Here is a 21,510-nt window from a genome sequence, read left to right as displayed (position 1 = left end):
TATTTGTTCATCGCGGGCTGTGGGAAAAGAGAGATTTCAGCGGCGCGCCGTCGCTTCCGACGGCGCTGAAGGGGGATCAATAGCGGGTAGCGATGGCGTTATCGTTGAAGAACGCCATGAAGTCGGCGTCCGGCTGGCGATCGGTGATCACCCGATCGAACTGCGTCAGCGGGCCGATACAGGCCGGCTTGATTTTGCCGAACTTGCTGTGATCCGCCACCAGGATCTTTTGCTGCGCCATCGCCATCGCGCGATGCTTCATCTCCAGTTCGTCGAAGTTGAAGCAGGTGGCGCCGTGCCGCAGGCTGAGACCGGCGGCGGAGATAAAGGCGATGTTCGGGCAGATGTGATCGAGCTCATTGCGGCCGCCGACGCTGGAAAAGATGTAGTTGTTCGGTTTGAACTCGCCGCCGCACAGGATCACCTTGCAATTCGGTTTGTCTTGCAGCGCCAGGAAGGTGTTCAGCGAATGGCACACGGCGGTGAAGGTCAGCTCGTCGGCAATGGCGTCGATGATCGTCGGGGTGGTGGTCCCGCAGTCGAAAAACACCGTGTCGTTTTCATTGATCAACGGCGCCGCCAGCAGGCCGATGCGCCGTTTCTCCGTGACCTGTTTGGCTTTTTGATCGGAAACGAAGTAGTTGGTCACGCCGTTGCTGCGCGGATCGGTCACCACATAGCCGCCGAGCAGCACCACCGCCGCCGGCTCGGCGCTCAGATCGCGGCGAATGGTCATCTCCGAGACCCCCAGCAGCGCGGCGGCTTCTTTCAGGTGGATCTTGTCAGCGCGTTTTAACGCCTGAACTAACCGGTTGATACGTTCTTCGCGCCGCGTTTCCATAGATCCGTCTTCCCACAGGTAGTAGAGGTAAAAAAGCGTGCCGCCGTTTCCGGCGCTAAACACAACGATGCGGGGCAATATCGGGCCGCATCGGCCGCCCGTATTGTCCCGCATCGGAGTGTATTGGCTGCGCCCGTCAAGGCGCGCCGACGATCAGTAGCTGCCAGCCGCCGCCTGCGCGCCGGATACGATGGCAACGCCGGAGCTGGTGCCGATACGCGTGGCGCCGGCTTTGATCATCTTCTCGGCGGTGGCGCGATCGCGCACGGCGCCGGAAGCTTTCACGCCCATTTCGCTGCCCACCGTCTCGCGCATCAGTTTGACGTGCTCTTCCCGAGCGCCGCCGGTGCTGAAGCCGGTGGAGGTTTTAACGAAGGCGACATCGAGTTCGCGACACATTTCACAAACCTGGACGATCTGCGCATCGCTGAGCAGGCAGGTTTCCAATATTACCTTCAACGGGATCGCCGCGCAAACCTCGCGCACGGCGGCGATGTCGGCTTTCACTTCGTCCAGCAGGCCGCTTTTCAGCCAGCCGACGTTGATCACCATATCGATCTCTTGCGCGCCGGCGGCGATCGCCGCTTTGGCTTCAAAGGCTTTGGCGACGGTCAGGCCGGCGCCCAGCGGGAAACCGATCACCGAGCAGACTTTCACGGTGCTTTCCTGCAGCAGCTGGGCTGCCAACGGCACGTAGCCGGAGTTGACGCACACCGCATAGAAGTTGTGCTGCTGGGCTTCTTCGCACAGTTTGGCGATCTGCATTTCGGTGGCGTCCATGGCCAGCAGGGTGTGGTCGACATAGCGGGCGTAATCGATGTTTTCGGAGGTCATCGCGGTTCCTTAATGAAGTTGAGAAAAGAGCGTTGATAGAGGATGTGAAAATAATAACATTACAATGCGGGTAAACCTAGCGGGATTTGAAAAATGTCGACGAGATCATAGTTATCTCACTGTTATATGTATAACTTAGGGGAGGTGTATTTGTTATTTAAATAACATTTTCAGCGGCCGCTCGCGGCCTGCGCGGGCGAAATGTCGAGGGAAAACGATGAAAATCAACATTGATCTGGTTCCTGCCGCGTTCGGGGCGCATCGGCAGGCGCTGTTCCGCAATGCGGATTTCGCGGTGAGCGCCCATCGCTGCGCAGAGCGCGGGCCAATGCTGACGCTGGCGAATCGGCGCGGGGCACTGACGGTCTTGCCGTATCAGGGCCTGGCGATTTGGGATGCTGAATTTGACGGTTACTCATTGAAATCGGGCCGCCGCAGCGGGCGGGGCGCCGGAAGAAAGCGCGATGATGTCGCCGCGTTCTGCCCCGCCTGGCCGAGTCACGACGGCGCATCGCTCCAGATGCAACGCGTGTGGCTGCAGCTGGCGGGCGACGAGCTGACGTTGCAGGGCGAAGGCGAGCGGTTGGGCGAGGGATGGCGCATCGGCCCGGCGCTGCGTTTGGCGGCGCAGAGCGCGCAGTTCGCCATTGAGATGAAAGTCACCAATCTGGCCGATCGGCCGCAGCCGCTGCGCTATGTGTGCCGCCTCAACTACGATTGCATTCCCGACGCGGTATTCCGCCAAAACTTGCCGACGCCGGCGCTGTTGGGGGAGGCGCTCGGGCAGGAACTGCTGTGTTCCGAGGATCTGTCTCGCTACGTGGACCGAGCCGAATTCTTTATGCTGGCGCCGCAAGGCCGGCGCTATGTAACGCGTTTCGCCACCGGGCAATTCAACTATGGTCTCCGGCGCATCGCCGTTCAGGGCAACCGGCAGTTGCTTTCCTTTATCCAGCCGGCAAACTGCCGCCCGAATGCGCCAGAGGGTGAGGGAGTGATGCTGGGAGCGGGAAAAACGCGGGCGTTCTGCGTGACCACCGGCGTGGTGTGAAATAAGCAGGGGCGGTAACGCCCCTGTCATGTTGTGCGGTTACTCTTTCACCCAACCGCGGCGAATGGCGAAGGCGAACAGGAAACGATACAGGCGCGACAGCCTGTCGGCGATGACATCGCCGAACAGATTCCACACCAGTTGGGCGAACAGGCAGCCCACCAGGCCGAGCAGGAAACCGCCGACCATATCCAGCGGCCAGTGCACGCCGAGGTAAACGCGTGACCAGGCGATGCCGACGGCGACGATCATCAGCAGCACGCCGGACCAAACGCGGTGCCAGAACAGGAACGCCAGCGCGAAGGTAAAGATGGCGGTGCCGTGATCGCTCGGGAACGAGCTGTCCGGCGCGTGTGGCAGGAAGGTATAACCAACGCCGGCGACGAACGGGCGCTCATGCGGCAGCAGCGCGCCGATAGCGGAAGCGGCAAGCATGGCGAACAGCAGCGCGATAGTGGTTTTCGCTACCACCTGGCGTTGCGAAACCAGCTGGCTTTGCGGCCCCCACAGCCAAAGACCGACGATCAGCAGCGGCACGATGATGATCAGATCGCGCGCCAAAAAGGTGGCGAAATCGATCATCCATTCGGGAGACGCCGGAGTCGCATTGATCCAGGCGAAAAGAAAATGGTTCAACTGTTCCATAACCGTTACCTCGTCTTGCGGCGCCAATAGCCGCTAACCGTCCAATAAATAGCCAACTGGCTTAACCAAACCCACCAACCCGCCCACAGGTTATGGGTAAGAAAATGTGCGCCGCGCATGATCTGACCAAAGCCCATCACCATGCCAAGCGCGATGCCGCCGCACCAACACCACCAGGCGAGGCGCGGACGCTGCGGATAAAACAGGAAAAACAACGCCATCACCGCGAAACCGCTCGAGGCGTGCCCGCCGGGGAAACAGCGGCCGGGGCCCGGCAGCGCCGGTACCGCGCCGAACAGCGGGAAGGACATCGCTTTGCCGCCGTACTCAATCAGATCCCACGGGCAGGAGTGCGCGCTGGTGGCTTTGAGAATGCCCACCACCAGCGGGCCGATGCCAATCAGCAGCATGGTCACGATCAGGCGCGCGCTGCGGCGATAGATGCCCCAAAACAGCGTCAGCACCGCGCCTACGATCACTATCTGTTTCAACAGGCGGTGATTGATCAGATCCAGCCAATAATTGTTTTGCCACGGGAAATGCCCGCTGGCGGCATCGTACCAATAGTTGCTGATCGCCCAATCCAGCTGTTCGTTGCGGGAGAGCCACAGAAACACCAGACCGCTGATCAGCAGGCCAAAAACCTGCCAACGGTAAAAGGATGTCGACAGGGAGTAAAGGGCGGTTGTCTTAATTTGCGGTGTCGTTGAGGATTGATTTAATGACGATTCTGGATTCACGCGCAGGCTCGGTGACAGGATTGAATGACGTCACTGTAATAATTCTGTCTTAAGAAAACCTTAGTCCGCCGGCAAGAAAATCCTATCTGATACACCCGCTTGTGCGAAGGTAATCGCTTGTTTTTCTCGTCTTAACCCGAGGGTGTGCTGGCTAATTGCTCCGCTTAACGGTTTATATCAGGCGATTGTCACTATTTATCACCTATTGTAAAGAAGATTAAACCTGTGGCGGGCTTGGCGGTAGTGTATTAGTTTATAGTCGGATTATTTGACAAAGTGTAGGGATAAAACATGAACAAGGCATCCGTTGTATTTTCCGGCCTGCTGATGGCCGTTTCCGCTGGCGCTATGGCGGCGACCTCTGGCGATGACGCAGACATGAGCAAACAGCCGCTGGAAAAAGTCGCGCCTTACCCGAAAGCCGAGAAGGGCATGAATCGCCAGGTGATCTACCTGCCGAAGCAAGAGCACGAAGAGAACTACAAGGTAGAACTGCTGATCGGCAAGACGCTGGAAGTGGACTGCAACCGCCATATGATTGGCGGCACGCTGGAGACCAAAACCCTGTCCGGCTGGGGTTACGACTACCTGGTGCTGGAGAAGCTGTCTGAACCGGCCTCGACCATGATGGCCTGCCAGGACAATACCAAGACCAAGAAATTCATCGCCGCCAACCTGGGCGACGCCGCGATGCAGCGCTACAACAGCCGCCTGCCGATCGTGGTGTATGCGCCGAAAGACGCGGAAGTGAAATACCGCATCTGGAAAGCCGAAGACACCGTAAGCCAGGCTGAGCAGAAATAACCGCCGCCTGACGCCGCTCTGCTGGCCATTCCTGGTTGGCGGAGCCTTTCTCCTTCCTGTCTCCTTATCATTCCCGCATCTTTGACACTCGACTGATTGCTTTCGGACGTGGCTTTTAGGCGCGACATGGCAACGAAATACGCAAGTCAATACCTCTTCACAAGGGCACAGGAAGCACGCAGCTGCATGGATGGGAGAGGATGCGCGCGTATAGAAATAGAGCAAAGAAATCTTTACTGAAGTGTGATAATTTTGCGCATTCCCTATTAATGGAATGACACAGAAGATAAGGATATCCAATGCGTTATCGTTCGCTAACGCTCGACGAGCCCCGTAAAAGCCGCACACCTGGCGAGTTGCTTGATGATGGTGCGCCTGTGCCGACCACGGAACCCTGCGAGTGGGCAGGCACCGTATGAAACTGATTCATTTCTCCTCTGAACACACGGCGCCGGAAAGCTTTTCCAGGATACTTAACCCGACAGCAGCGCGGCATGAGCTGGAACGGCACTATTTGTTCGGCGGCGCAGCCGGCATATCGATAAGCAGCCGGTATCCTATTACCCGCAATACTCAATCCGGGATTGGCGTCACCGGTTATCGTGAGGACGTGGCTATGAAGCGCAGCGTACTCGATGAGATCAACCGGGGCGGCTTGCTGGCGATTGATCAGGGAATCGGCACCTGGACGCCGACGAAATATGCCTTTTACGTCGACGCGGAAGGCCGATTACAGCGCTACCCAGGCAGCTCTCTTCCCGCCTTTTATCCTACCGGGCGCGTGATCGCCCGCTATGAAGAAATGGTCAGCCGCTATGGCCACCGGGCAAAACCGACGGTGCTGCCGGCGAGGCAGAGTACGACCCGGAATCCCCCTCTGCAACAAGCCATCGCGACCGCAGTGGCAACCGTTGCCGCCACGGTGCAGGCCATCCGTCCACTGACCAAGGCAGAACGCTGGCAAGAACGCCAGTACCTGATAGGGCGAGGCAACCGCAGCATTTACCCGGATGCGCGCATGGCGGCACAGCGCCTGGCGGAGAACAACGTCGCGGTCGAAAAGGCGAAGTTGGCTGAGAATGTCTATAAGACCACTAACCCGCTCAAGGACACGATAGACATCCCTGAAGGCTGGAAGGATATCAGTAACAATGATGGGGCGCTGGGTAAACTCGGTTTAAGCAAAGATATGCTCTATGACGATGAGGATACGCCGGGCTTTCTGGCTCGGGTTTATCAGCCTGATGAGAAGGTCTTTGGCAAAGCGATGAACCCGACGGTGGTGTTCCGCGGATCGCGTGCGCCCGAGTTCCCGGAGGGAATAAGCAAGGCTGCCCAGAAAGCGTTATTGAACGGCGATTTGTCAGGGATTAAAAACCTGAGTGACTGGTCAAATAACGGCGCTCAGGGGTTGGGGTTTAATTCTGAATACTATAAACAAGCCGTTATAATTGGCGATAAAATTTCGAAAGTATCAAATATTGACGTTGCGGGTCATTCATTAGGAGGCGGTATGGCCTCTGCGACCTCCATAGCCAGCGGCAAACCGGCTTGGACGTTTAATGCAGCAGGTCTGAATGCGGGAACCGTCGAAAAATACGGTGGCTCTATAATAGGCAGCGCCGATAATATTCAGGCGTATCGCGTAAAAGGGGAGCTGTTGACCAAGCTGCAGGAGGTTGATTTGTGGGAAGATGCCAAAGACCTTAAATTTTATCCCCCGGCGGTGATGGCGAAAGAGCGGTTGTCCATGTTGGCGCCTGACGCCGTGGGAGTAAAGCACACGCTTCCCGGTGGAACAGGTTCACTGCTGGATAAGCACGGTATAGACCAGGCGATACAATGCATTGAAAATGAGAAAGACGATGACATTGCCACAATCAAGGAACGAATATGAAAAAAATCATACTCATTATCACGATGCTAGTGTCTATGCTCATCATTCAGGGGTGCAAACAAGGTATGGATTTACAACCGCAGGATTATTTTGAAGGGACGCAGCTGGACATCGCCAACATCATCTACGAGGGTGACAGGCAAAAGCTGGATAAGGTTTTACCGACGGTAAGCAAAGAAACGTTAAATCGACCGGGCAAGGCGGAGATGACGTTGCTATTCTGGGCGATAAATAACGCTATCTTTGACAAGAACACGCCAGAGCGGCTTAAGATAATTACAGATCTGGTTAAGGCAGGAGCAGACCCACTGCAGCCAAGGCCGGAAGGGAGAAGTAGTCCCGCTGAATTTGTTATGAAAGCAGATAAGGGAATCTGGATAAAATCCATGTTAGATGGGGGGCTATCTCCTAATGCAAAAGATAAAGTCAACAATAAGCCAATTATATTTAAAAGTATTCTTGCGAAGAACACAGAGACATTAGAGGTCATGTTGGATTATGGCGCTGATATAAATATAAGAAATTCACTGGGTGATACGCTGCTCATCGATGCTTTAGATTATCACTCCTATGACCACGTCATTCTTCTATTAGAAAAAGGCGCCGATAGCGATATAAGGGGCAACTCGGGTTGGACGATGGGCAATCAACTGCAACGGCTGATTAATAGAAGTCCGGACGGCAGTGAGGCGAAAGCGTCTCTTGAGCGCATCAAAGACGAGCTAATTAAGCGTGGTGGGAAATGGCCACCTCTCCCTGTCAGTAAATAAGCCGTTCTCAGTATCCAAGGGCATAGAGGGATGCTGATACGGTGAAAAAGCAAAGTTGAACCGTGGTTACGCTTAAAATGGAGATGGCATGAGGCACAGCGCTCTTATCATTATCATGTTGCTGTCGATGCTCATGATGCAGGGATGCGAACAAGGTAGGGATCTACAGCCACAAGATTATTTTGAAGGGACGCAGCTGGACATCGCCAATATCATCTACGAGGGTGACAGACAAAAGCTGGATAAGGTTTTATCGACGGTGAGCAAAGAAACGTTAAATCGACCGGCCAAGGCGGAGATGACGTTGTTATTCTGGGCGATAAATAACGCTATCTTTGACAAGAACACGCCAGAGCGGCTCAAGATCATTACGGATTTGGTCAAGGTGGGGGCAGATCCACTGCAGCCAAGAACTGAGGGGGGGAGTAGCCCAGCTGAATTTGTTATGAAGGCGAATAAAGGCGTATGGATAAAAGCTATGTTAGAGGGCGGGCTCTCTCCAAATGCTAAGGATAAGGTTCATAATCAACCCATTATATTCAATAGCATCTTTGCAAAAAATACAGAGACATTAGAGGTCATGTTGGAGCATGGCGCTGATATAAATATAAGAAATTCATTGGGTGATACGCTGCTCATCGATGCTTTAGATTATCACTCCTATGACCACGTCATTCTTCTATTAGAAAAAGGCGCCGATAGTGATATAAGAGGCAACTCGGGTTGGACGATGGGCAATCAACTGCAACGGCTGATTAATAGAAGCCCGGACGGTAGTGAGGCGAAAGCGTCTCTTGAGCGTATCAAAGACGAGCTAATTAAGCGTGGTGGGAAATGGCCACCTCTCCCTGTCAGTCAATAAGCCGTTCTCAGTATTCAAGGGCATAGAGGGATGCTGATACGGTGAAAAAGCAAAGTTGAACCGTGGTTACGCTTAAAATGGAGATGGCATGAGGCACAGGGCTCTTATCATTATCATGTTGCTGTCGATGCTCATGATGCAGGGATGCGAACAAGGTAGGGATCTACAGCCACAAGATTATTTTGAAGGGACGCAGCTGGACATCGCCAATATCATCTACGAGGGTGACAGAAAAAAGCTGGATAAGGTTTTATCGACGGTAAGCAAAGAAACGTTAAATCGGCCGGCTAAGGCGGATATGACGTTGCTATTCTGGGCGATCAATAACGCTATCTTTGACAAGAACACGCCAGAGCGGCTCAAGATCATTACGGATTTGGTCAAGGCGGGAGCAGACCCATTGCAGCCAAGGCCGGAAGGGAGAAGTAGCCCGGCTGAGTATGTCATGAAAGCGGATAAAGGCGTCTGGATACAGGCTATGCTTGAAGGCGGACTATCGCCTAATGCAAGGGATGAAATAAACAATCAGCCAATAATTTTCAAAAGTTTTCAAGCGGTTAATACAGAGACATTGAGTACTCTAATAGCTTACAAAGCTGATGTTAATATCAAAGGCGCTATGAACAGAACGCCATTAATTAATGCGCTGTATAACAGTTGCCCAGAACACATTGAGGTTCTGTTGGCTCATGGAGCTAATCCATTAGCCAAAGATGATTTTAATGACAGCTTCCTCTCGCTGATTTCTGCGGAAATAGCTAAAGGGGATAAGAGCAATGCGTATATAAAGAAACTAATTAAAATTAAAGAAAAAATAAAACAGGTGAATTAGATAGTCTCGACTATCATGGGGGACAATGCTGGTCTTCTTCCAGTGCAGTAACATGACGTTATGATATACAGGAAGATGATGGAATGAGCCACCAAAGAGCACCCAGCCGACGGCGACGAGAGTGCTGTTGTTAAGTCCCGTTTGTGACGCCATCTCTTTGAACAGTGGCGAACCCACAAGCAGCGTTTCTATGTTGAAACCTGCACATTGATAGGGAGGCTGGCGTAAGCGACGCTCAGAGATAGGATGCTTTATGCCTGACGACGAGGCCGCGACAGCAGGTGTTGCGGGCTGCTTCAGGCAACAAAAAACCCGATAATCTTGAACCTAAAAGGCGGGATTATCGGGCTCCACAAAATGGGGACATCAAAGAAAAGCAGTGGCACTAATTCAGACTGCGGCCCCCAACGAAAGTTCTGGCCGGCGACAAAAAAATCAAAATATTTTTATCGCCGATCCATCTCTCCCGCTAATCGATCAGCCGAGTATGCCCGGCCATAGCACCACGATGAGTGAACCCGCCAGCGTTAACAGCACGTTAGCGATGGCGTAGGTGCCGGCGTAACCCAGCGCCGGGATGTTGCTGCGCGCGGTATCGCTGATGATCTCCATCGCCGGTGCGCAGGTGCGGGCGCCCATAATCGCGCCGAACAGCAGGGCGCGGTTCATGCGCAGCACGTAGGCACCGAACAGGAAGCAGATAATCACCGGCACCAGGCTGACGATCAGCCCGGCGATCAGCATCTGGCCGCCGACCGCGCCCAGGCTGTGGCCGATGCCGGCGCCGGCGCTCAGGCCTACGCCCGCCATAAACACCATCAGGCCGAACTCTTTCACCATGTTCAGCGCCCCCTGCGGAATGTAGCCGAAGGTCGGGTGGTTGGCGCGCAGGAAGCCGAGCATAATGCCGGACATCAGCAGGCCGGCGGCGTTGCCGATGCCGAACGAGAAGTTGCTGAACTGTATGGTGATCTGGCCGATCAAAAGGCCGATGATGAAGAAGGCGCAGAACGCCAGCAGATCGGTCACCTGGCTGTGAATCGAGATAAAGCCAATTTTCTCCGCCACGCTCTTCACCCGGCGCGCGTCGCCGCTCACCTGCAGCACGTCGCCTTTGTTGAGCACGATGCTGTCGTCGATCGGCATTTCGATCTGGCTGCGGATCACGCGGTTGAGGAAGCAGCCGTGGTCGGTCAGCTTCAGCTGGCTCAGGCGTTTGTTCACTGCGTTGCTGTTCTTCACCACGATCTCTTCGGTCACGATGCGCATGTCGAGCAGATCGCGATCGAACACTTCCTTACCGTTGCGGAAGCTCGGATCCAGCCGCGCGTGGGCGTCCGGGTAGCCGACCAGCGAGATCTCATCGCCCACCTGCAGCACCGCGTCACCGTCCGGGTTGGCCAGAATGCCGTTGCGGCGGATGCGTTCGATGTAGCAGCCGGTCTGGCGGTAGATGCCCAGCTCGCGCAGGTTCTTGCCGTCGGCCCAGGCCACCAGCTCGGGGCCGACGCGGTAGGCGCGGATCACCGGCAGGTAGACCTTGCGCTGGCTGTCGGTGTCCAGGCCGCGTTCACGAGCGATTTGCTGGGCGGAGGTGGACAGATCCTGGTGCTGCAGCTTCGGCAGGTAGCGCGCGCCAAAAATCAGGCTGACCAGACCGATCAGGTAGGTGAGGGCATAGCCGAGGCTCAGATGATCCTGCGCCGCCAGCAGCGCCGGGCCGTTGACGATGGTGTTGCGCAGCGTATCGCCGGCCCCCACCAGCACCGGCGTGGAGGTCATCGAGCCGGCCAGCATGCCGGCGGTCAGGCCGATGTCCCAGTGGAACAGCTTGCCGAGACCGATGGCGATCACCATCGCCGAACCGACCATTACCAGCGCCAGCATCAGGTAATTTTTACCGTCGCGGAAGAAAATCGAGAAAAAGTTAGGCCCGGCTTCCACCCCGACGCAGAAAATAAACAGCATGAAGCCGAGATTCAGCGCCTCGGTGTTAATGGCGAAGTGTTGCTGGCCGAGCAACAGGGAAACCACTAAAACGCCAATGGAATTACCGAGTTGGACGGAGCCCAGACGGAGTTTACCGAGGCACAGCCCCAGCGCGAGTACCACGAACAGTAACAGAATGTAGTTACCGTTTAACAAACTAGCGACGTTTATGTTCACGGAGGATAACTTATTGTTTACCAGTAAGTGCTTGATATAGATAACTATAAGAGATAAATTCAGCCTTAAAACGACGTCATAAATCACCACCAGCAGAAAGCGAAGCGAACCATCGTTCGGCGGCGTTCATTCTAGACGCTATGACCGATGACAGCCAGCACAGAAAGCTGATTTCCTGCGCCGCCGTGCGCATTTAACTCTCTTTTGACCAAGGAAAAAATTCGGTTCAGCGTCACCTAACGGGTGGCCGGGCTGATTTCTATTGATGCGGTAATTGGGCGGGGGAGAATTCGCATGACGAGTTATCGATATTGGCTGGGCATTCTCAGCTGTTTTCTGTTGTTCAACCTGGTGTTTCTCGGCCAGCAAACCGGCCTGTTCGGCAGCACGGATCATGAGCACCACGGGGAAACCGGCCTGCTGCTGTTTGTGATCCCCGGCGCGATCGCCAGCTATCTGTCGAGCCGCAAGCGGCTGCTGTGTCCGCTGCTGGGGGCGCTTTATGCCTTGCCGCTCTGCCTGCTGATCCGTCACTTCTGGCTGACGCCGTCCTATTCGTTCTGGCAGGAGCTGGCTTACGCCACCAGCGCGGTGTTCTGGTGCGTGTTCGGCGCGATGCTGATGCTGTTCGCCCTCGGTCTGTTGCACACGCTCCAGCAGCTGCATCGGCGGCAGCGGCAATAAAAAAAGGCGCGTTAAGCGCCTTTTTTGTCGTTCAAAAACTTACTGGAACAGGTTCAGGTGTTCTTTAGCGTAAGCTTCGAAATCGGTGCAACCGCCGATGTGCTTCTCATCCAGGAAGATCTGCGGCACGGTTTCAACCGGTTTACCGACGGTTTTTTCCAGATCGGCCTTGGTGATGCCTTCCGCGTGGATGTCAACGTAACGGAAGTTGAAATCGTCGCGTTCTTCAGTCAGTTTTTCCGCCAGTTCTTTAGCGCGGACACAATAAGGACAGCCAGGACGCCCGAAGATTACTGCAAACATGCAACGCTCCTTAATTGGATTTTCAAAAAATTGTTCGCTACCGCAACGACATCCCGTCACCGAAAAAGTCATTACCTGCGTCAGATGGCGCCTACTATGCCCGTTGAGGCGGTGAAAAAAAAGCAGGAATTACCTGTTAATCTGATTCATGTAACCAATTAGTCTGCCGGGGCTGTCGCCGTCGACGGGAATTCACTACACTGGGGGCAGACCTTCTGGAGAAGAAAAATATGCGTTCATTCGGTGACTTACCGCGCCCGGTGCTGGTGTTGGAAGGGCTGGGCATCGTGATGCTGGTATTGGCCTACCTCAGTATTCACGGGCACCTGCAGCTGCCGGGCTGGCTGGCGTCGCAGCAGGCGGCGGTCGGCATGATTTTCCTCGGCGTGGCGCTGATGGTGCCGGCGGCGGCGTTTCTGGTATGGCGCGTGGTGCAGGGGTTCGGGCCGCTGATGCGCGGCGGCCTGCCGCCGGAAAACGATCGCCGCAAGCCGCAAGATGCGGACGCATCGAAAAATCATCAGGACAGCGATCCGCGCGCCTGAGCGCCGCGGCCGCTAACCCGCCTGCGGGGCAGGCGTTGGCCTTTTTGGGGTGACGAGTGAAAATTGCCATTCTTTCTCGCGACGGATCGCTCTATTCGTGCAAGCGGCTGCGTGAAGCGGCGGAAGATCGCGGGCACAGCATCGATATCATCGATCCGCTTTCCTGTTATATGAACATCAACCCGGCGGCGCCGACCATTCACTATCGCGGCCGTCAGTTGGAGCGTTATGACGCGGTGATCCCGCGCATCGGTTCCGCCATCACCTTTTACGGCACCGCGGTGCTGCGCCAATTCGAGCTGCTTGGCAGCTACCCGCTCAACGAATCCGTGGCCATTACCCGCGCCCGCGACAAGCTGCGTTCGCTGCAACTGTTGGCCCGGCAGGGTATCGATCTGCCGATCACCGGTTTCGCCCATTCACCGGACGATACCGGCGATCTGATCGAACTGGTCGGCGGCGCGCCGCTGGTGGTCAAGCTGGTGGAAGGCACGCAGGGCATCGGGGTGGTGCTGGCGGAAACTCGCCAGGCGGCGGAAAGCGTGATCGACGCCTTTCGCGGCCTGAACGCCCATATTCTGGTGCAGGAGTACGTGCGCGAAGCGCAGGGCCGCGACGTGCGCTGCCTGGTGGTGGGCGGCCGGGTGGTGGCCGCCATCGAGCGGCAGGCGAAGCCCGGCGAGTTTCGTTCCAACCTGCACCGTGGCGGCAGCGCCCGCAAAGTGACCATCACCGCCAGGGAGCGGGCGATTGCGGTCAAAGCGGCGAACACGCTGGGGCTGGACGTCGCCGGGGTGGATATCCTGCGCGCCGAGCGCGGCCCGCTGGTGATGGAGGTCAACGCCTCACCGGGGCTGGAAGGGGTGGAAACCACTACCGGGCTGGACATTGCCGGCATGATGATCGAATACATCGAGCAGCGCGGCCGGCCGGGGTTCCGCCTGAAATCGGGCGGCTGACGGTACGCGTGTTGCGCTTTTCCCGCCGAGCAATATCTTAATTAGTGAATTAAGCCGCATTGATCGTGGCGTATCGGGTGAATATTCCGTAAGCTATGCGCCTTTTCGCGTTTTGAATATTGTGAGGCTGGTTATTATGGATTCACTCATTGTCCCCGATTTGGCGCTGTTGCGGCGCTGGCTGGATCAGTCGGGCATTTCTTTCTTTGAGTGCGATTCCTGCCAGGCGCTGCACCTGCCGCACATGCAGAACTTCGACGGCGTGTTCGACGCCAAGATAGATCTGGTGGACAACGTCATTCTGTTCTCCGCGCTGGCCGAGGTGAAGCCGACCGCGCTGATCCCGCTGGTGGCGGATCTGAGCCAGATCAACGCCAGCTCGCTGACCATCAAGGCCTTTGTCGACATTCAGGACGACAACCTGCCGAAGCTGATCGTCTGCCAGTCGCTGAGCGTGGCGGTCGGCATCACCTACGAGCAGTTCACCCACTTCATGCAGCAGGGCGAAGAGCAGGTCTCGATGGTGATCCTCGAGGCGCGGGCGAACGATCTGCTGTTTATGGGGGATGAAGAAGAGATCCCCGCTGGCGCCGTGCGTCAGCCGATGCTGCACTGATCCTCGCTGTACCTTAAGCATGCCGTCGCTCCGGCGGCATGCTGCCGTGACTCCCCTCCGCAATTAAATATTCTGCACTTTGGCCTCTGCCGCCCGATCTTTCTCGGCTTTTACGCCGTTAATGCCGTATCACATAGAGAAAAATTGCATAAAAAATCGATAAATGGCGTTTTTTACCCTGGGGGCTGGCGGGTTGCGATGGCAGCGGCTATGCTGCTGATTCTGCAAAGGGCTTGCGATTTCCCTTGTAACCACGCGAGCAGGGCAGTGCAAAAAGGCGCATGCAATCATATGCATAGCCATTCATTTCGCGGTTGCAACGATTGCGCTCAATCAGGAAAGGTTTTGTATCGCTGCAGATACAAGTTCAATTCTATGATTTACCCTGTTTTGGAGGAAGTTACGGATGGTCACCCAACGTAAAAAGTGGTTATCGGGTGTGGTTGCCGGTCTGTTGATGGCCGCGTCCGTCACGGCGTCAGCCGAAGAGAAAACGCTGCACGTGTATAACTGGTCCGACTATATCGCGCCGGATACCCTGGCCAAATTCCAGAAAGAAACCGGTATCAAAGTGGTGTACGACGTCTTTGACTCCAACGAAGTGTTGGAAGGCAAACTGATGGCGGGCAGCACCGGTTACGATTTGGTAGTCCCTTCATCCAACTTCCTCGAGCGTCAGTCGCAGGCCGGCATTTTCGAGCCGCTCGACAAGAGCAAGATCCCCAACTACAAAAATCTCGATCCCGAGATGCTGAAGCTGGTGGCGCATAACGACAAAGACAACAAATACGGCATCCCTTACATGATGGTGACCACCGGCATCGGCTATAACGTCGACAAGGTGAAGGCGGTACTGGGCAAAGACGCGCCGGTCAACAGCTGGGATCTGATCTTCAAGCCGGAAAACCTGGAGAAGCTCAAGAGCTGCGGCGTCTCCTTCCTCGATGCGCCGAGCGAGGTCTACGCCACCGTGCTGCATTATCTGGGCAAAGATCCCAACAGCACCAACGCGGCGGACTACACCGGCGCGGCCAACGATCTGCTGCTGAAGCTGCGGCCGAACATCCGCTATTTCCACTCTTCTCAGTACATCAACGATCTGGCGAACGGTGACATCTGCGTGGCGATCGGCTGGTCCGGCGACGTGATGCAGGCGGCCAACCGCGCCAAAGAGGCGAAGAACGGCGTGAATGTGGCCTATGCGATCCCGAAAGAGGGGGCGCTGACCTACTTTGACATGTTCGCCATGCCGGCGGACGCCAAAAGCAAGGACGCCGCCTACCAGTTCCTGAACTTCCTGCTGAAGCCGGACGTGATGGCGGACATCAGTAATCACATTTACTACGCCAATGCGGTGAAAGATTCCACGCCGCTGGTGAACGCCGAAGTGCGCGATAACCCGAACGTCTATCCGCCGGCCGATTTGCGCGCCAAGCTGTTCACGCTCAACGTGCAGTCGCCGAAGCTGGACCGTGTCATTACCCGCGCATGGACTAAAGTTAAAAGCGGGAAGTGATGATGGGGGAGCCCCCCATCGTCGGTAAACCGGCAGGCGGGTGTTCCCCGCCTGCATTGCCGTTTTGGGCCACGGCGCTCGCCGTGGTTTTGTGCCGCTTTACGCCGGAGAGCACCCCGATTGAACGACGCCATCCCTCGTCCTCAAGCCAAGTCGCAGAAGGTTTTCACCCCTCTGCTGGAAATCCGTAACCTCACCAAAACCTTCGACGGGCAGAATGCGGTCGAAGACGTCAGCCTCACCATCTATAAGGGTGAGATCTTTGCGCTGCTTGGCCCGTCCGGCTGCGGCAAGTCCACCTTGCTGCGCATGCTGGCCGGTTTTGAACAGCCGACGGAAGGGCAGATCGTGCTCGACGGGCAGGATATGTCGCATGTGCCGCCGTACCAGCGGCCGATCAATATGATGTTTCAGTCGTACGCGCTGTTCCCGCACATGACCGTGGAACAGAACATCGCGTTTGGCCTTAAGCAGGACAAAATGCCGCGGGCGGAGATCGCCGAACGGGTGGCGGAAATGCTGGCGCTGGTGCACATGCAGGAGTACGCCAGGCGCAAACCGCACCAGCTTTCCGGCGGCCAACGGCAGCGGGTGGCGCTGGCGCGCAGCCTGGCCAAGCGGCCGAAGCTGCTGCTGCTGGATGAACCCATGGGCGCGCTGGACAAGAAGTTGCGCGACCGCATGCAGCTGGAAGTGACCGACATTCTCGAGCGCGTCGGCGTGACCTGCGTGATGGTGACGCACGATCAGGAAGAAGCGATGACCATGGCGGGGCGCATCGCCATCATGAACCGCGGCAAGTTCGTGCAGATCGGCGAGCCGGAAGAGATCTACGAGCATCCGAACAGCCGCTTCAGCGCCGAATTTATCGGTTCGGTCAACGTCTTCGACTGCGTGCTGCAAGAGCGCCACGACGATGCGCTGATCCTGCAAAGCCCGGGGTTGCGCCATGCGATCAAAGTGGATCCGGACGCCTCGGTGGTGGACGGCGTGCCGATCCAGGTTGCGCTGCGGCCGGAAAAGATCCTGCTGTGCGAACAAGTGCCGGAAGACGGCTGCAACTTCGCGGTAGGGGAAGTGGCGCACATTTCCTATCTGGGCGATCTGTCCATCTACCACGTGAAGCTGCACAGCGGGCAGATCATCAGCGCCCAGCTGCAAAACGGCCATCGTTTCCGCAAGGGGATGCCCACCTGGGGCGATGAAGTGCGTCTATGTTGGGAAACCGACAGCTGCGTCGTGTTGACGGTGTAGTGGATCCGGTGAGGAGTAACCCGTATGACCCTGCTTTCTGAACGCGCGCCGGAACCGCCGGCCAAAGCGCCCGGCGCCCTCAGGGCGCTGTTCCATCGCCTGCTGATGGCCCATGGCCGCAAGCTGGTGATCGCGCTGCCGTATTTATGGCTGACGCTGCTGTTTATGCTGCCTTTCCTGATCGTGTTCAAGATCAGCCTGGCAGAGTTGGCGATGGCGGTGCCGCCTTACACCGAGCTGATGAGCTGGGTGGACGGCAAGCTGAACATCGCGCTCAACTTCGCCAACTACCTGCAGCTGACCGACGATCCGCTGTATATCGACGCCTATCTGCAGTCGCTGCGCGTGGCGGCGATTTCGACGCTGTGCTGCCTGATCATCGGCTATCCGCTGGCCTGGGCGGTAGCCCACAGCAAGGCGTCGACCCGCAACATTCTGCTGCTGCTGGTGATCCTGCCTTCCTGGACCTCGTTCCTGATCCGCGTCTATGCCTGGATGGGCATTCTGAAAAACAACGGCACGCTGAACAACTTTCTGATGTGGTTAGGGGTGATCGACCAGCCGCTGGTGATCCTGCACACCAACCTGGCGGTGTATATCGGCATCGTCTATTCCTACCTGCCGTTTATGGTGTTGCCGATCTACACGGCGCTGATCCGGCTGGATTACTCGCTGGTGGAGGCGTCGCTGGATCTGGGCGCCCGGCCGCTGAAAACCTTTTTCAGCGTGATCGTGCCGCTGACGCGCGGCGGCATCATCGCCGGCTCGATGCTGGTGTTCATTCCGGCGGTGGGGGAGTTCGTGATCCCGGAGCTGCTCGGCGGGCCGGACAGCATCATGATCGGCCGCGTGCTGTGGCAGGAGTTCTTCAATAACCGCGACTGGCCGGTGGCCTCGGCGGTCGCCACCATCATGCTGCTGTTGCTTATCGTGCCAATTTTGTGGTTCCACAAACACCAGAACAAGGAAATGGGGGGGCAGGCATGAACAACTTGCCGGTAGTGCGTTCACCGTGGCGCATCGCCATCCTGACTGTCGGCTTTACCTTCCTGTATGCGCCGATGCTGATGCTGGTGATTTACTCCTTCAACAGCTCCAAGCTGGTGACGGTGTGGGCCGGCTGGTCCACGCGCTGGTATAGCGAACTGTTCCACGATTCGGCGATGATTAGCGCGGTGGGGCTCAGCCTGACCATCGCCGCCGCCGCCGCCACTGCCGCGGTGGTGCTGGGCGCCATCGCCGCGGTGGTGATGGTGCGTTTCGGCCGTTTTCGCGGTTCGACCGGCTTTGCGTTTATGCTGACCGCGCCGCTGGTGATGCCGGACGTGATCACCGGCCTGTCGCTGTTGCTGCTGTTCGTGGCGATGGGGCACGCTTTCGGCTGGCCGTCGGAGCGCGGCATGTTCACTATCTGGCTCGCGCATGTCACCTTCTGCACCGCTTACGTGGCGGTGGTGATCAGTTCGCGCTTGCGCGAGGTGGATCGTTCGATTGAAGAGGCGGCAATGGACCTAGGGGCGCCGCCGCTGAAGGTGTTCTTCGTCATCACCTTGCCGATGATTGCGCCGGCGCTGATCTCCGGCTGGATGCTGGCGTTCACCCTGTCGCTGGACGATCTGGTGATCGCCAGTTTCGTCTCCGGCCCGGGCGCCACCACGTTGCCGATGCTGGTGTTCTCGAGCGTGCGCATGGGGGTGAATCCGGAAATTAACGCGCTGGCCAGCCTGATCCTGCTGGTGGTGGGCATTCTCGGCCTGATCGCCTGGTGGTTTATGGCGCGCTCGGAAAAACAACGATCGCGTGAATTGCAGCGGGCGGCCCGTAGCTGAATCGTAACAAACCTGCTATTTTTGCAATCAATAAGTATTGCAACTAACTACCTGACTTTACATGCGCCATTTGAATGGCTCCAATGAATTTCACACTGCCGCCAACAACGCGGCAATGTGAAAGGCGTAGGGGCAGTGGCGCGTCGTAGCGGAACACGGATATGTCAGACATGCTGAAAAGCGGGCAGGGAATAAGATCGACTTCGGATGCGCCGGTGCCGGTGATGGTGGCGGGCACCGCCATGGTGGCGATCAAGTGTATCAGCGTGGTGCTGCTGCTGGGCGAGCTGGGCGTCGACGGCGCGAAGGAGTTTGTCAGCACCAGCGCGCAGGCGTGGGATTCCACCTTTATCTTTCTGGCCGGGCTGATGCTGCTGTGCCTGCAAATCAGCTGCGGTTTTGCGGTGATGCGCGGCCGCAACTGGGGGCGCTGGGGCTACGTGGCCTGTCAGTGCATCGTGGTGCTTTACCTGCTGCTGGCCACCATCGGCAGTGTCTTCCCCGAGGTGTTCACCGTGGAAGGGGAAACCAGCGGCCAAATCCTGCACGTTCTGATCCTGCAAAAGATCCCCGACGCGGTGATCCTGGCGCTGCTGTTCGTCCCCACCGCCAGCCGCCGCTTCTTCACCGCGCGCAAGTGAGATTTTAGGCGCGCAGAGTGGTAAACTCTGCGCCCTTAATTCGTCATCCTGGACTTCACGGTATCTTCATGCATTGCGCTTTGTATACGGCGGGCACCTGCCGTTCCTGTCAGTGGCTGGAAAAGCCCTATCCGCAGCAGCTGGCCGACAAACAGCATCACCTGCAATCGCTGCTGGCCGGGCGCGATGTCGCACAGTGGCTGCAGCCGGCGGCGGGGGAACTGAGCGCATTTCGCAATAAAGCCAAGATGGTGGTCAGCGGCAGCGTGGAGCGCCCGCTGCTCGGCATGCTGCACCGTGACGGCACGCCGGTCGATCTGAGCGATTGCCCGCTGTATCCCGCCGGCTTTGCACCGATGTTTGCGGTGCTGAAAAGCTTCATCGCCCGCGCCGGCCTGACGCCGTATAACGTGGCGCGCAAACGCGGCGAGCTGAAATACCTGCTGCTGACCGAAAGCACGCTCGACGGCGGCGTGATGCTGCGCTTCGTGCTGCGCTCGGAAACCAAGCTGGCGCAGCTGCGCGCCGCGCTGCCGTGGCTGCAGCAGCAGCTGCCGCAGCTCAAGGTGATCTCCGCCAATATTCAGCCGGTGCATATGGCGATCATGGAAGGGGAGCGCGAGATCGCGCTGACCGAACAGCAGGCGCTGGAGGAACAGTTCAATCAGGTGCCGCTGTTCATCCGCCCGCAAAGCTTCTTCCAAACCAACCCGCAGGTGGCCGCCGATCTGTATGCCACCGCCCGCGACTGGGTGCGCGCGCTGGGTATCGACAGCATGTGGGATCTGTTTTGCGGCGTCGGCGGTTTCGGTCTGCACTGCGCGCAGCCGCAAACTCACCTGACCGGCATCGAAATCAGCGCGGAAGCGATCGCCTGCGCGCGTCAGTCGGCGCAGCGATTGGGGTTACTGCAGGTCGATTTTCAGGCGCTCGATTCCACCCGCTTCGCCACCGCCGAAGGGCAGGTGCCGCAGCTGGTGTTGGTCAACCCGCCGCGCCGCGGCATCGGCCAGGCGCTGTGCGATTATTTGAGCCGGATGGCGCCGGATTACATTCTGTATTCCAGCTGCAACGCCGAGAGCATGGCGAAAGATATCGAGATGTTGCCGGGATACCGCATCGAACGGGTGCAGTTGTTCGACATGTTCCCGCATACCGCGCACTACGAAGTGTTGACGCTGTTGGTGCGGCGTTAAAGGCGCTTTTTGGCAGCCGTGTAAGCCGCTGAACGTTCGCGTTTGCCCACAGACAGGACCAGAACCACGATCTCCGTTTCCATGACGCGATATACCAAACGAAAGCCTGAGGCTCTGAGTTTGATTTTGTAGCAATCGGGCAAACCGGCGAGTTTGTTGGCGGGGACGTGGGGATTAACCAGCACCGATGCCAGCTTTTTTTTGAACTGTTCCCGGATCACCGGGGACAGTTTTTTAAATTCCTTCAGCGCATGTTCTTCGAATTCAAGCTTATAAGTCATCCAAATTGACCTTAATGCGTTTGCCGTTCATCCGTGAACGAACGATTTCAGCGAGTTCGATATCTTCCAGGTATTCCGCGATCGCCTCCCAGGTTTCCGGAGAGACGTAATATCCCGAAATCTTACCGTTGGTCAGGACGGCGACCGGTTGCCCTTGTGCCTCTTTAAGGGCGGCGTTGGGCGATTTCTTAAAATCGCTGATGCTGACAGCCGAGTCGGCAAGAATGGGTTGAACCGTCATGAT

The 21,510-nt window shown here is 57.0% G+C and carries 24 protein-coding genes; 16 read left to right on the top strand and 8 right to left on the bottom strand.

Annotation, left to right across the window (positions count from 1 at the left end; all coding sequences use genetic code 11):
* Positions 1–76 precede the first annotated feature (76 nt).
* The gene (gene deoR / locus ACJ8M3_RS09865; protein WP_042784074.1) at positions 77–841 is read right to left on the bottom strand and encodes a DNA-binding transcriptional repressor DeoR; all 765 of its coding nucleotides are present in this window, start codon (positions 839–841) and stop codon (positions 77–79) included.
* Between the two features lie 153 nt (positions 842–994).
* Complete coding sequence (gene deoC, locus ACJ8M3_RS09860) at positions 995–1,675, bottom strand: deoxyribose-phosphate aldolase (protein WP_033642510.1); 681 nt, start codon at positions 1,673–1,675, stop codon at positions 995–997.
* A 217-nt stretch (positions 1,676–1,892) separates the two neighbouring features.
* On the opposite strand from deoC, the gene ACJ8M3_RS09855 reads away from it, so the two are divergent.
* Complete coding sequence (locus ACJ8M3_RS09855; protein ID WP_033642511.1) at positions 1,893–2,726, top strand: hypothetical protein; 834 nt, start codon at positions 1,893–1,895, stop codon at positions 2,724–2,726.
* 39 nt (positions 2,727–2,765) lie between these two features.
* Here ACJ8M3_RS09855 and ybjG read toward each other — a convergent pair whose 3' ends face one another.
* Positions 2,766–3,371 carry an undecaprenyl-diphosphate phosphatase gene (gene ybjG, locus ACJ8M3_RS09850; protein ID WP_033642512.1) on the bottom strand — a complete coding sequence of 202 codons (606 nt, stop codon included), beginning with the start codon at positions 3,369–3,371 and terminating at the stop codon, positions 2,766–2,768.
* A 5-nt stretch (positions 3,372–3,376) separates the two neighbouring features.
* Complete coding sequence (locus ACJ8M3_RS09845; protein ID WP_047024962.1) at positions 3,377–4,111, bottom strand: phosphatase PAP2 family protein; 735 nt, start codon at positions 4,109–4,111, stop codon at positions 3,377–3,379.
* 291 nt (positions 4,112–4,402) lie between these two features.
* On the opposite strand from ACJ8M3_RS09845, the gene eco reads away from it, so the two are divergent.
* From eco to ACJ8M3_RS09820, 5 genes are all read left to right on the top strand, one after another.
* Positions 4,403–4,915 carry a serine protease inhibitor ecotin gene (gene eco, locus ACJ8M3_RS09840; RefSeq protein WP_103101110.1) on the top strand — a complete coding sequence of 171 codons (513 nt, stop codon included), beginning with the start codon at positions 4,403–4,405 and terminating at the stop codon, positions 4,913–4,915.
* Between the two features lie 415 nt (positions 4,916–5,330).
* Entirely contained in the window at positions 5,331–6,812 is a 1,482-nt protein-coding gene (locus tag ACJ8M3_RS09835; RefSeq protein ID WP_442514657.1) for a phospholipase, read from the top strand.
* Positions 6,809–7,582, top strand: a complete 774-nt coding sequence (locus ACJ8M3_RS09830) for an ankyrin repeat domain-containing protein (RefSeq protein ID WP_046686750.1) — start codon at positions 6,809–6,811, stop codon at positions 7,580–7,582. Before ACJ8M3_RS09835 ends, ACJ8M3_RS09830 begins: the two co-directional genes overlap by 4 nt.
* A gap of 88 nt (positions 7,583–7,670) precedes the next feature.
* Positions 7,671–8,444 (top strand): ankyrin repeat domain-containing protein, encoded by a 774-nt coding sequence (locus ACJ8M3_RS09825; RefSeq protein WP_123061522.1) that lies wholly within the window; start codon positions 7,671–7,673, stop codon positions 8,442–8,444.
* Between the two features lie 88 nt (positions 8,445–8,532).
* Positions 8,533–9,276 carry an ankyrin repeat domain-containing protein gene (locus tag ACJ8M3_RS09820; protein ID WP_442514656.1) on the top strand — a complete coding sequence of 248 codons (744 nt, stop codon included), beginning with the start codon at positions 8,533–8,535 and terminating at the stop codon, positions 9,274–9,276.
* Positions 9,277–9,753: 477 nt separating this feature from the next.
* Here ACJ8M3_RS09820 and ACJ8M3_RS09815 read toward each other — a convergent pair whose 3' ends face one another.
* Positions 9,754–11,442 (bottom strand): aspartate:alanine antiporter, encoded by a 1,689-nt coding sequence (locus ACJ8M3_RS09815; RefSeq protein ID WP_004938680.1) that lies wholly within the window; start codon positions 11,440–11,442, stop codon positions 9,754–9,756.
* A gap of 294 nt (positions 11,443–11,736) precedes the next feature.
* Between ACJ8M3_RS09815 and ACJ8M3_RS09810 the strand changes: the two genes are divergently transcribed.
* Complete coding sequence (locus ACJ8M3_RS09810; protein ID WP_033642521.1) at positions 11,737–12,126, top strand: inner membrane protein YbjM; 390 nt, start codon at positions 11,737–11,739, stop codon at positions 12,124–12,126.
* Between the two features lie 39 nt (positions 12,127–12,165).
* On the opposite strand, the gene ACJ8M3_RS09805 is transcribed toward ACJ8M3_RS09810, so the two are convergent.
* Positions 12,166–12,429, bottom strand: a complete 264-nt coding sequence (locus tag ACJ8M3_RS09805; protein ID WP_004938676.1) for a GrxA family glutaredoxin — start codon at positions 12,427–12,429, stop codon at positions 12,166–12,168.
* A gap of 230 nt (positions 12,430–12,659) precedes the next feature.
* Between ACJ8M3_RS09805 and ACJ8M3_RS09800 the strand changes: the two genes are divergently transcribed.
* The 9 genes from ACJ8M3_RS09800 (at position 12,660) to rlmC (ending at position 20,985) form a co-directional block, all read left to right on the top strand.
* Entirely contained in the window at positions 12,660–12,974 is a 315-nt protein-coding gene (locus ACJ8M3_RS09800) for a YbjC family protein (RefSeq protein ID WP_033642522.1), read from the top strand.
* Between the two features lie 56 nt (positions 12,975–13,030).
* Positions 13,031–13,933 carry a 30S ribosomal protein S6--L-glutamate ligase gene (rimK, locus tag ACJ8M3_RS09795; RefSeq protein ID WP_033642523.1) on the top strand — a complete coding sequence of 301 codons (903 nt, stop codon included), beginning with the start codon at positions 13,031–13,033 and terminating at the stop codon, positions 13,931–13,933.
* Positions 13,934–14,069: 136 nt separating this feature from the next.
* A complete protein-coding gene (locus tag ACJ8M3_RS09790; RefSeq protein ID WP_004938666.1) occupies positions 14,070–14,549 on the top strand; it encodes a YbjN domain-containing protein in 480 nt (159 codons plus the stop codon).
* 406 nt (positions 14,550–14,955) lie between these two features.
* On the top strand, positions 14,956–16,065 hold the full coding sequence (gene potF, locus ACJ8M3_RS09785) for a spermidine/putrescine ABC transporter substrate-binding protein PotF (RefSeq protein WP_033650647.1): 1,110 nt from the start codon (positions 14,956–14,958) through the stop codon (positions 16,063–16,065).
* 120 nt (positions 16,066–16,185) lie between these two features.
* A complete protein-coding gene (gene potG, locus ACJ8M3_RS09780) occupies positions 16,186–17,319 on the top strand; it encodes a putrescine ABC transporter ATP-binding subunit PotG (protein WP_069100891.1) in 1,134 nt (377 codons plus the stop codon).
* 24 nt (positions 17,320–17,343) lie between these two features.
* Positions 17,344–18,306: a putrescine ABC transporter permease PotH gene (potH, locus tag ACJ8M3_RS09775; protein WP_046686755.1), complete on the top strand. Its 963-nt coding sequence runs from the start codon at positions 17,344–17,346 to the stop codon at positions 18,304–18,306.
* On the top strand, positions 18,303–19,148 hold the full coding sequence (gene potI, locus ACJ8M3_RS09770; protein WP_042784088.1) for a putrescine ABC transporter permease PotI: 846 nt from the start codon (positions 18,303–18,305) through the stop codon (positions 19,146–19,148). Before potH ends, potI begins: the two co-directional genes overlap by 4 nt.
* Before the next feature lie 161 nt (positions 19,149–19,309).
* The gene (locus ACJ8M3_RS09765) at positions 19,310–19,789 is read left to right on the top strand and encodes a YbjO family protein (RefSeq protein WP_047024958.1); all 480 of its coding nucleotides are present in this window, start codon (positions 19,310–19,312) and stop codon (positions 19,787–19,789) included.
* 68 nt (positions 19,790–19,857) lie between these two features.
* Positions 19,858–20,985: a 23S rRNA (uracil(747)-C(5))-methyltransferase RlmC gene (gene rlmC / locus ACJ8M3_RS09760; RefSeq protein WP_442514655.1), complete on the top strand. Its 1,128-nt coding sequence runs from the start codon at positions 19,858–19,860 to the stop codon at positions 20,983–20,985.
* Here the strand turns inward: rlmC and ACJ8M3_RS09755 are convergent.
* Together ACJ8M3_RS09755 and ACJ8M3_RS09750 are read right to left on the bottom strand one after the other, a co-directional pair.
* Positions 20,982–21,266, bottom strand: a complete 285-nt coding sequence (locus ACJ8M3_RS09755; protein WP_033633469.1) for a type II toxin-antitoxin system RelE family toxin — start codon at positions 21,264–21,266, stop codon at positions 20,982–20,984. The genes rlmC and ACJ8M3_RS09755 overlap by 4 nt on opposite strands.
* Positions 21,256–21,507, bottom strand: coding sequence for a type II toxin-antitoxin system Phd/YefM family antitoxin (locus ACJ8M3_RS09750; RefSeq protein ID WP_004928423.1), 252 nt, complete (start codon positions 21,505–21,507; stop codon positions 21,256–21,258). Before ACJ8M3_RS09750 ends, ACJ8M3_RS09755 begins: the two co-directional genes overlap by 11 nt.
* Positions 21,508–21,510: the final 3 nt, after the last annotated feature.

It is taken from the genome of Serratia sp. CY55921, from assembly GCF_052167655.1.
GTDB classification, from domain to species: domain Bacteria; phylum Pseudomonadota; class Gammaproteobacteria; order Enterobacterales; family Enterobacteriaceae; genus Serratia; species Serratia ureilytica.
Note: the sequence above shows the minus strand (reverse complement) of the source record. Positions and strands in the feature narration are given on the sequence as shown.

Excerpts from the sequence above, each read along its gene's own strand:
- deoR (WP_042784074.1), bottom strand. The coding sequence starts at position 841 with ATGGAAACGCGGCGCGAAGAACGTATCAACCGGTTAGTTCAGGCGTTA.
- deoC (WP_033642510.1), bottom strand. The coding sequence starts at position 1,675 with ATGACCTCCGAAAACATCGATTACGCCCGCTATGTCGACCACACCCTG.
- ACJ8M3_RS09855 (WP_033642511.1), top strand. The coding sequence starts at position 1,893 with ATGAAAATCAACATTGATCTGGTTCCTGCCGCGTTCGGGGCGCATCGG.
- ybjG (WP_033642512.1), bottom strand. The coding sequence starts at position 3,371 with ATGGAACAGTTGAACCATTTTCTTTTCGCCTGGATCAATGCGACTCCG.
- eco (WP_103101110.1), top strand. The coding sequence starts at position 4,403 with ATGAACAAGGCATCCGTTGTATTTTCCGGCCTGCTGATGGCCGTTTCC.
- ACJ8M3_RS09835 (WP_442514657.1), top strand. The coding sequence starts at position 5,331 with ATGAAACTGATTCATTTCTCCTCTGAACACACGGCGCCGGAAAGCTTT.
- ACJ8M3_RS09830 (WP_046686750.1), top strand. The coding sequence starts at position 6,809 with ATGAAAAAAATCATACTCATTATCACGATGCTAGTGTCTATGCTCATC.
- ACJ8M3_RS09825 (WP_123061522.1), top strand. The coding sequence starts at position 7,671 with ATGAGGCACAGCGCTCTTATCATTATCATGTTGCTGTCGATGCTCATG.
- ACJ8M3_RS09820 (WP_442514656.1), top strand. The coding sequence starts at position 8,533 with ATGAGGCACAGGGCTCTTATCATTATCATGTTGCTGTCGATGCTCATG.
- ACJ8M3_RS09810 (WP_033642521.1), top strand. The coding sequence starts at position 11,737 with ATGACGAGTTATCGATATTGGCTGGGCATTCTCAGCTGTTTTCTGTTG.
- ACJ8M3_RS09805 (WP_004938676.1), bottom strand. The coding sequence starts at position 12,429 with ATGTTTGCAGTAATCTTCGGGCGTCCTGGCTGTCCTTATTGTGTCCGC.
- ACJ8M3_RS09800 (WP_033642522.1), top strand. The coding sequence starts at position 12,660 with ATGCGTTCATTCGGTGACTTACCGCGCCCGGTGCTGGTGTTGGAAGGG.
- ACJ8M3_RS09790 (WP_004938666.1), top strand. The coding sequence starts at position 14,070 with ATGGATTCACTCATTGTCCCCGATTTGGCGCTGTTGCGGCGCTGGCTG.
- potF (WP_033650647.1), top strand. The coding sequence starts at position 14,956 with ATGGTCACCCAACGTAAAAAGTGGTTATCGGGTGTGGTTGCCGGTCTG.
- potH (WP_046686755.1), top strand. The coding sequence starts at position 17,344 with ATGACCCTGCTTTCTGAACGCGCGCCGGAACCGCCGGCCAAAGCGCCC.
- potI (WP_042784088.1), top strand. The coding sequence starts at position 18,303 with ATGAACAACTTGCCGGTAGTGCGTTCACCGTGGCGCATCGCCATCCTG.
- ACJ8M3_RS09765 (WP_047024958.1), top strand. The coding sequence starts at position 19,310 with ATGTCAGACATGCTGAAAAGCGGGCAGGGAATAAGATCGACTTCGGAT.
- rlmC (WP_442514655.1), top strand. The coding sequence starts at position 19,858 with ATGCATTGCGCTTTGTATACGGCGGGCACCTGCCGTTCCTGTCAGTGG.
- ACJ8M3_RS09755 (WP_033633469.1), bottom strand. The coding sequence starts at position 21,266 with ATGACTTATAAGCTTGAATTCGAAGAACATGCGCTGAAGGAATTTAAA.
- ACJ8M3_RS09750 (WP_004928423.1), bottom strand. The coding sequence starts at position 21,507 with ATGACGGTTCAACCCATTCTTGCCGACTCGGCTGTCAGCATCAGCGAT.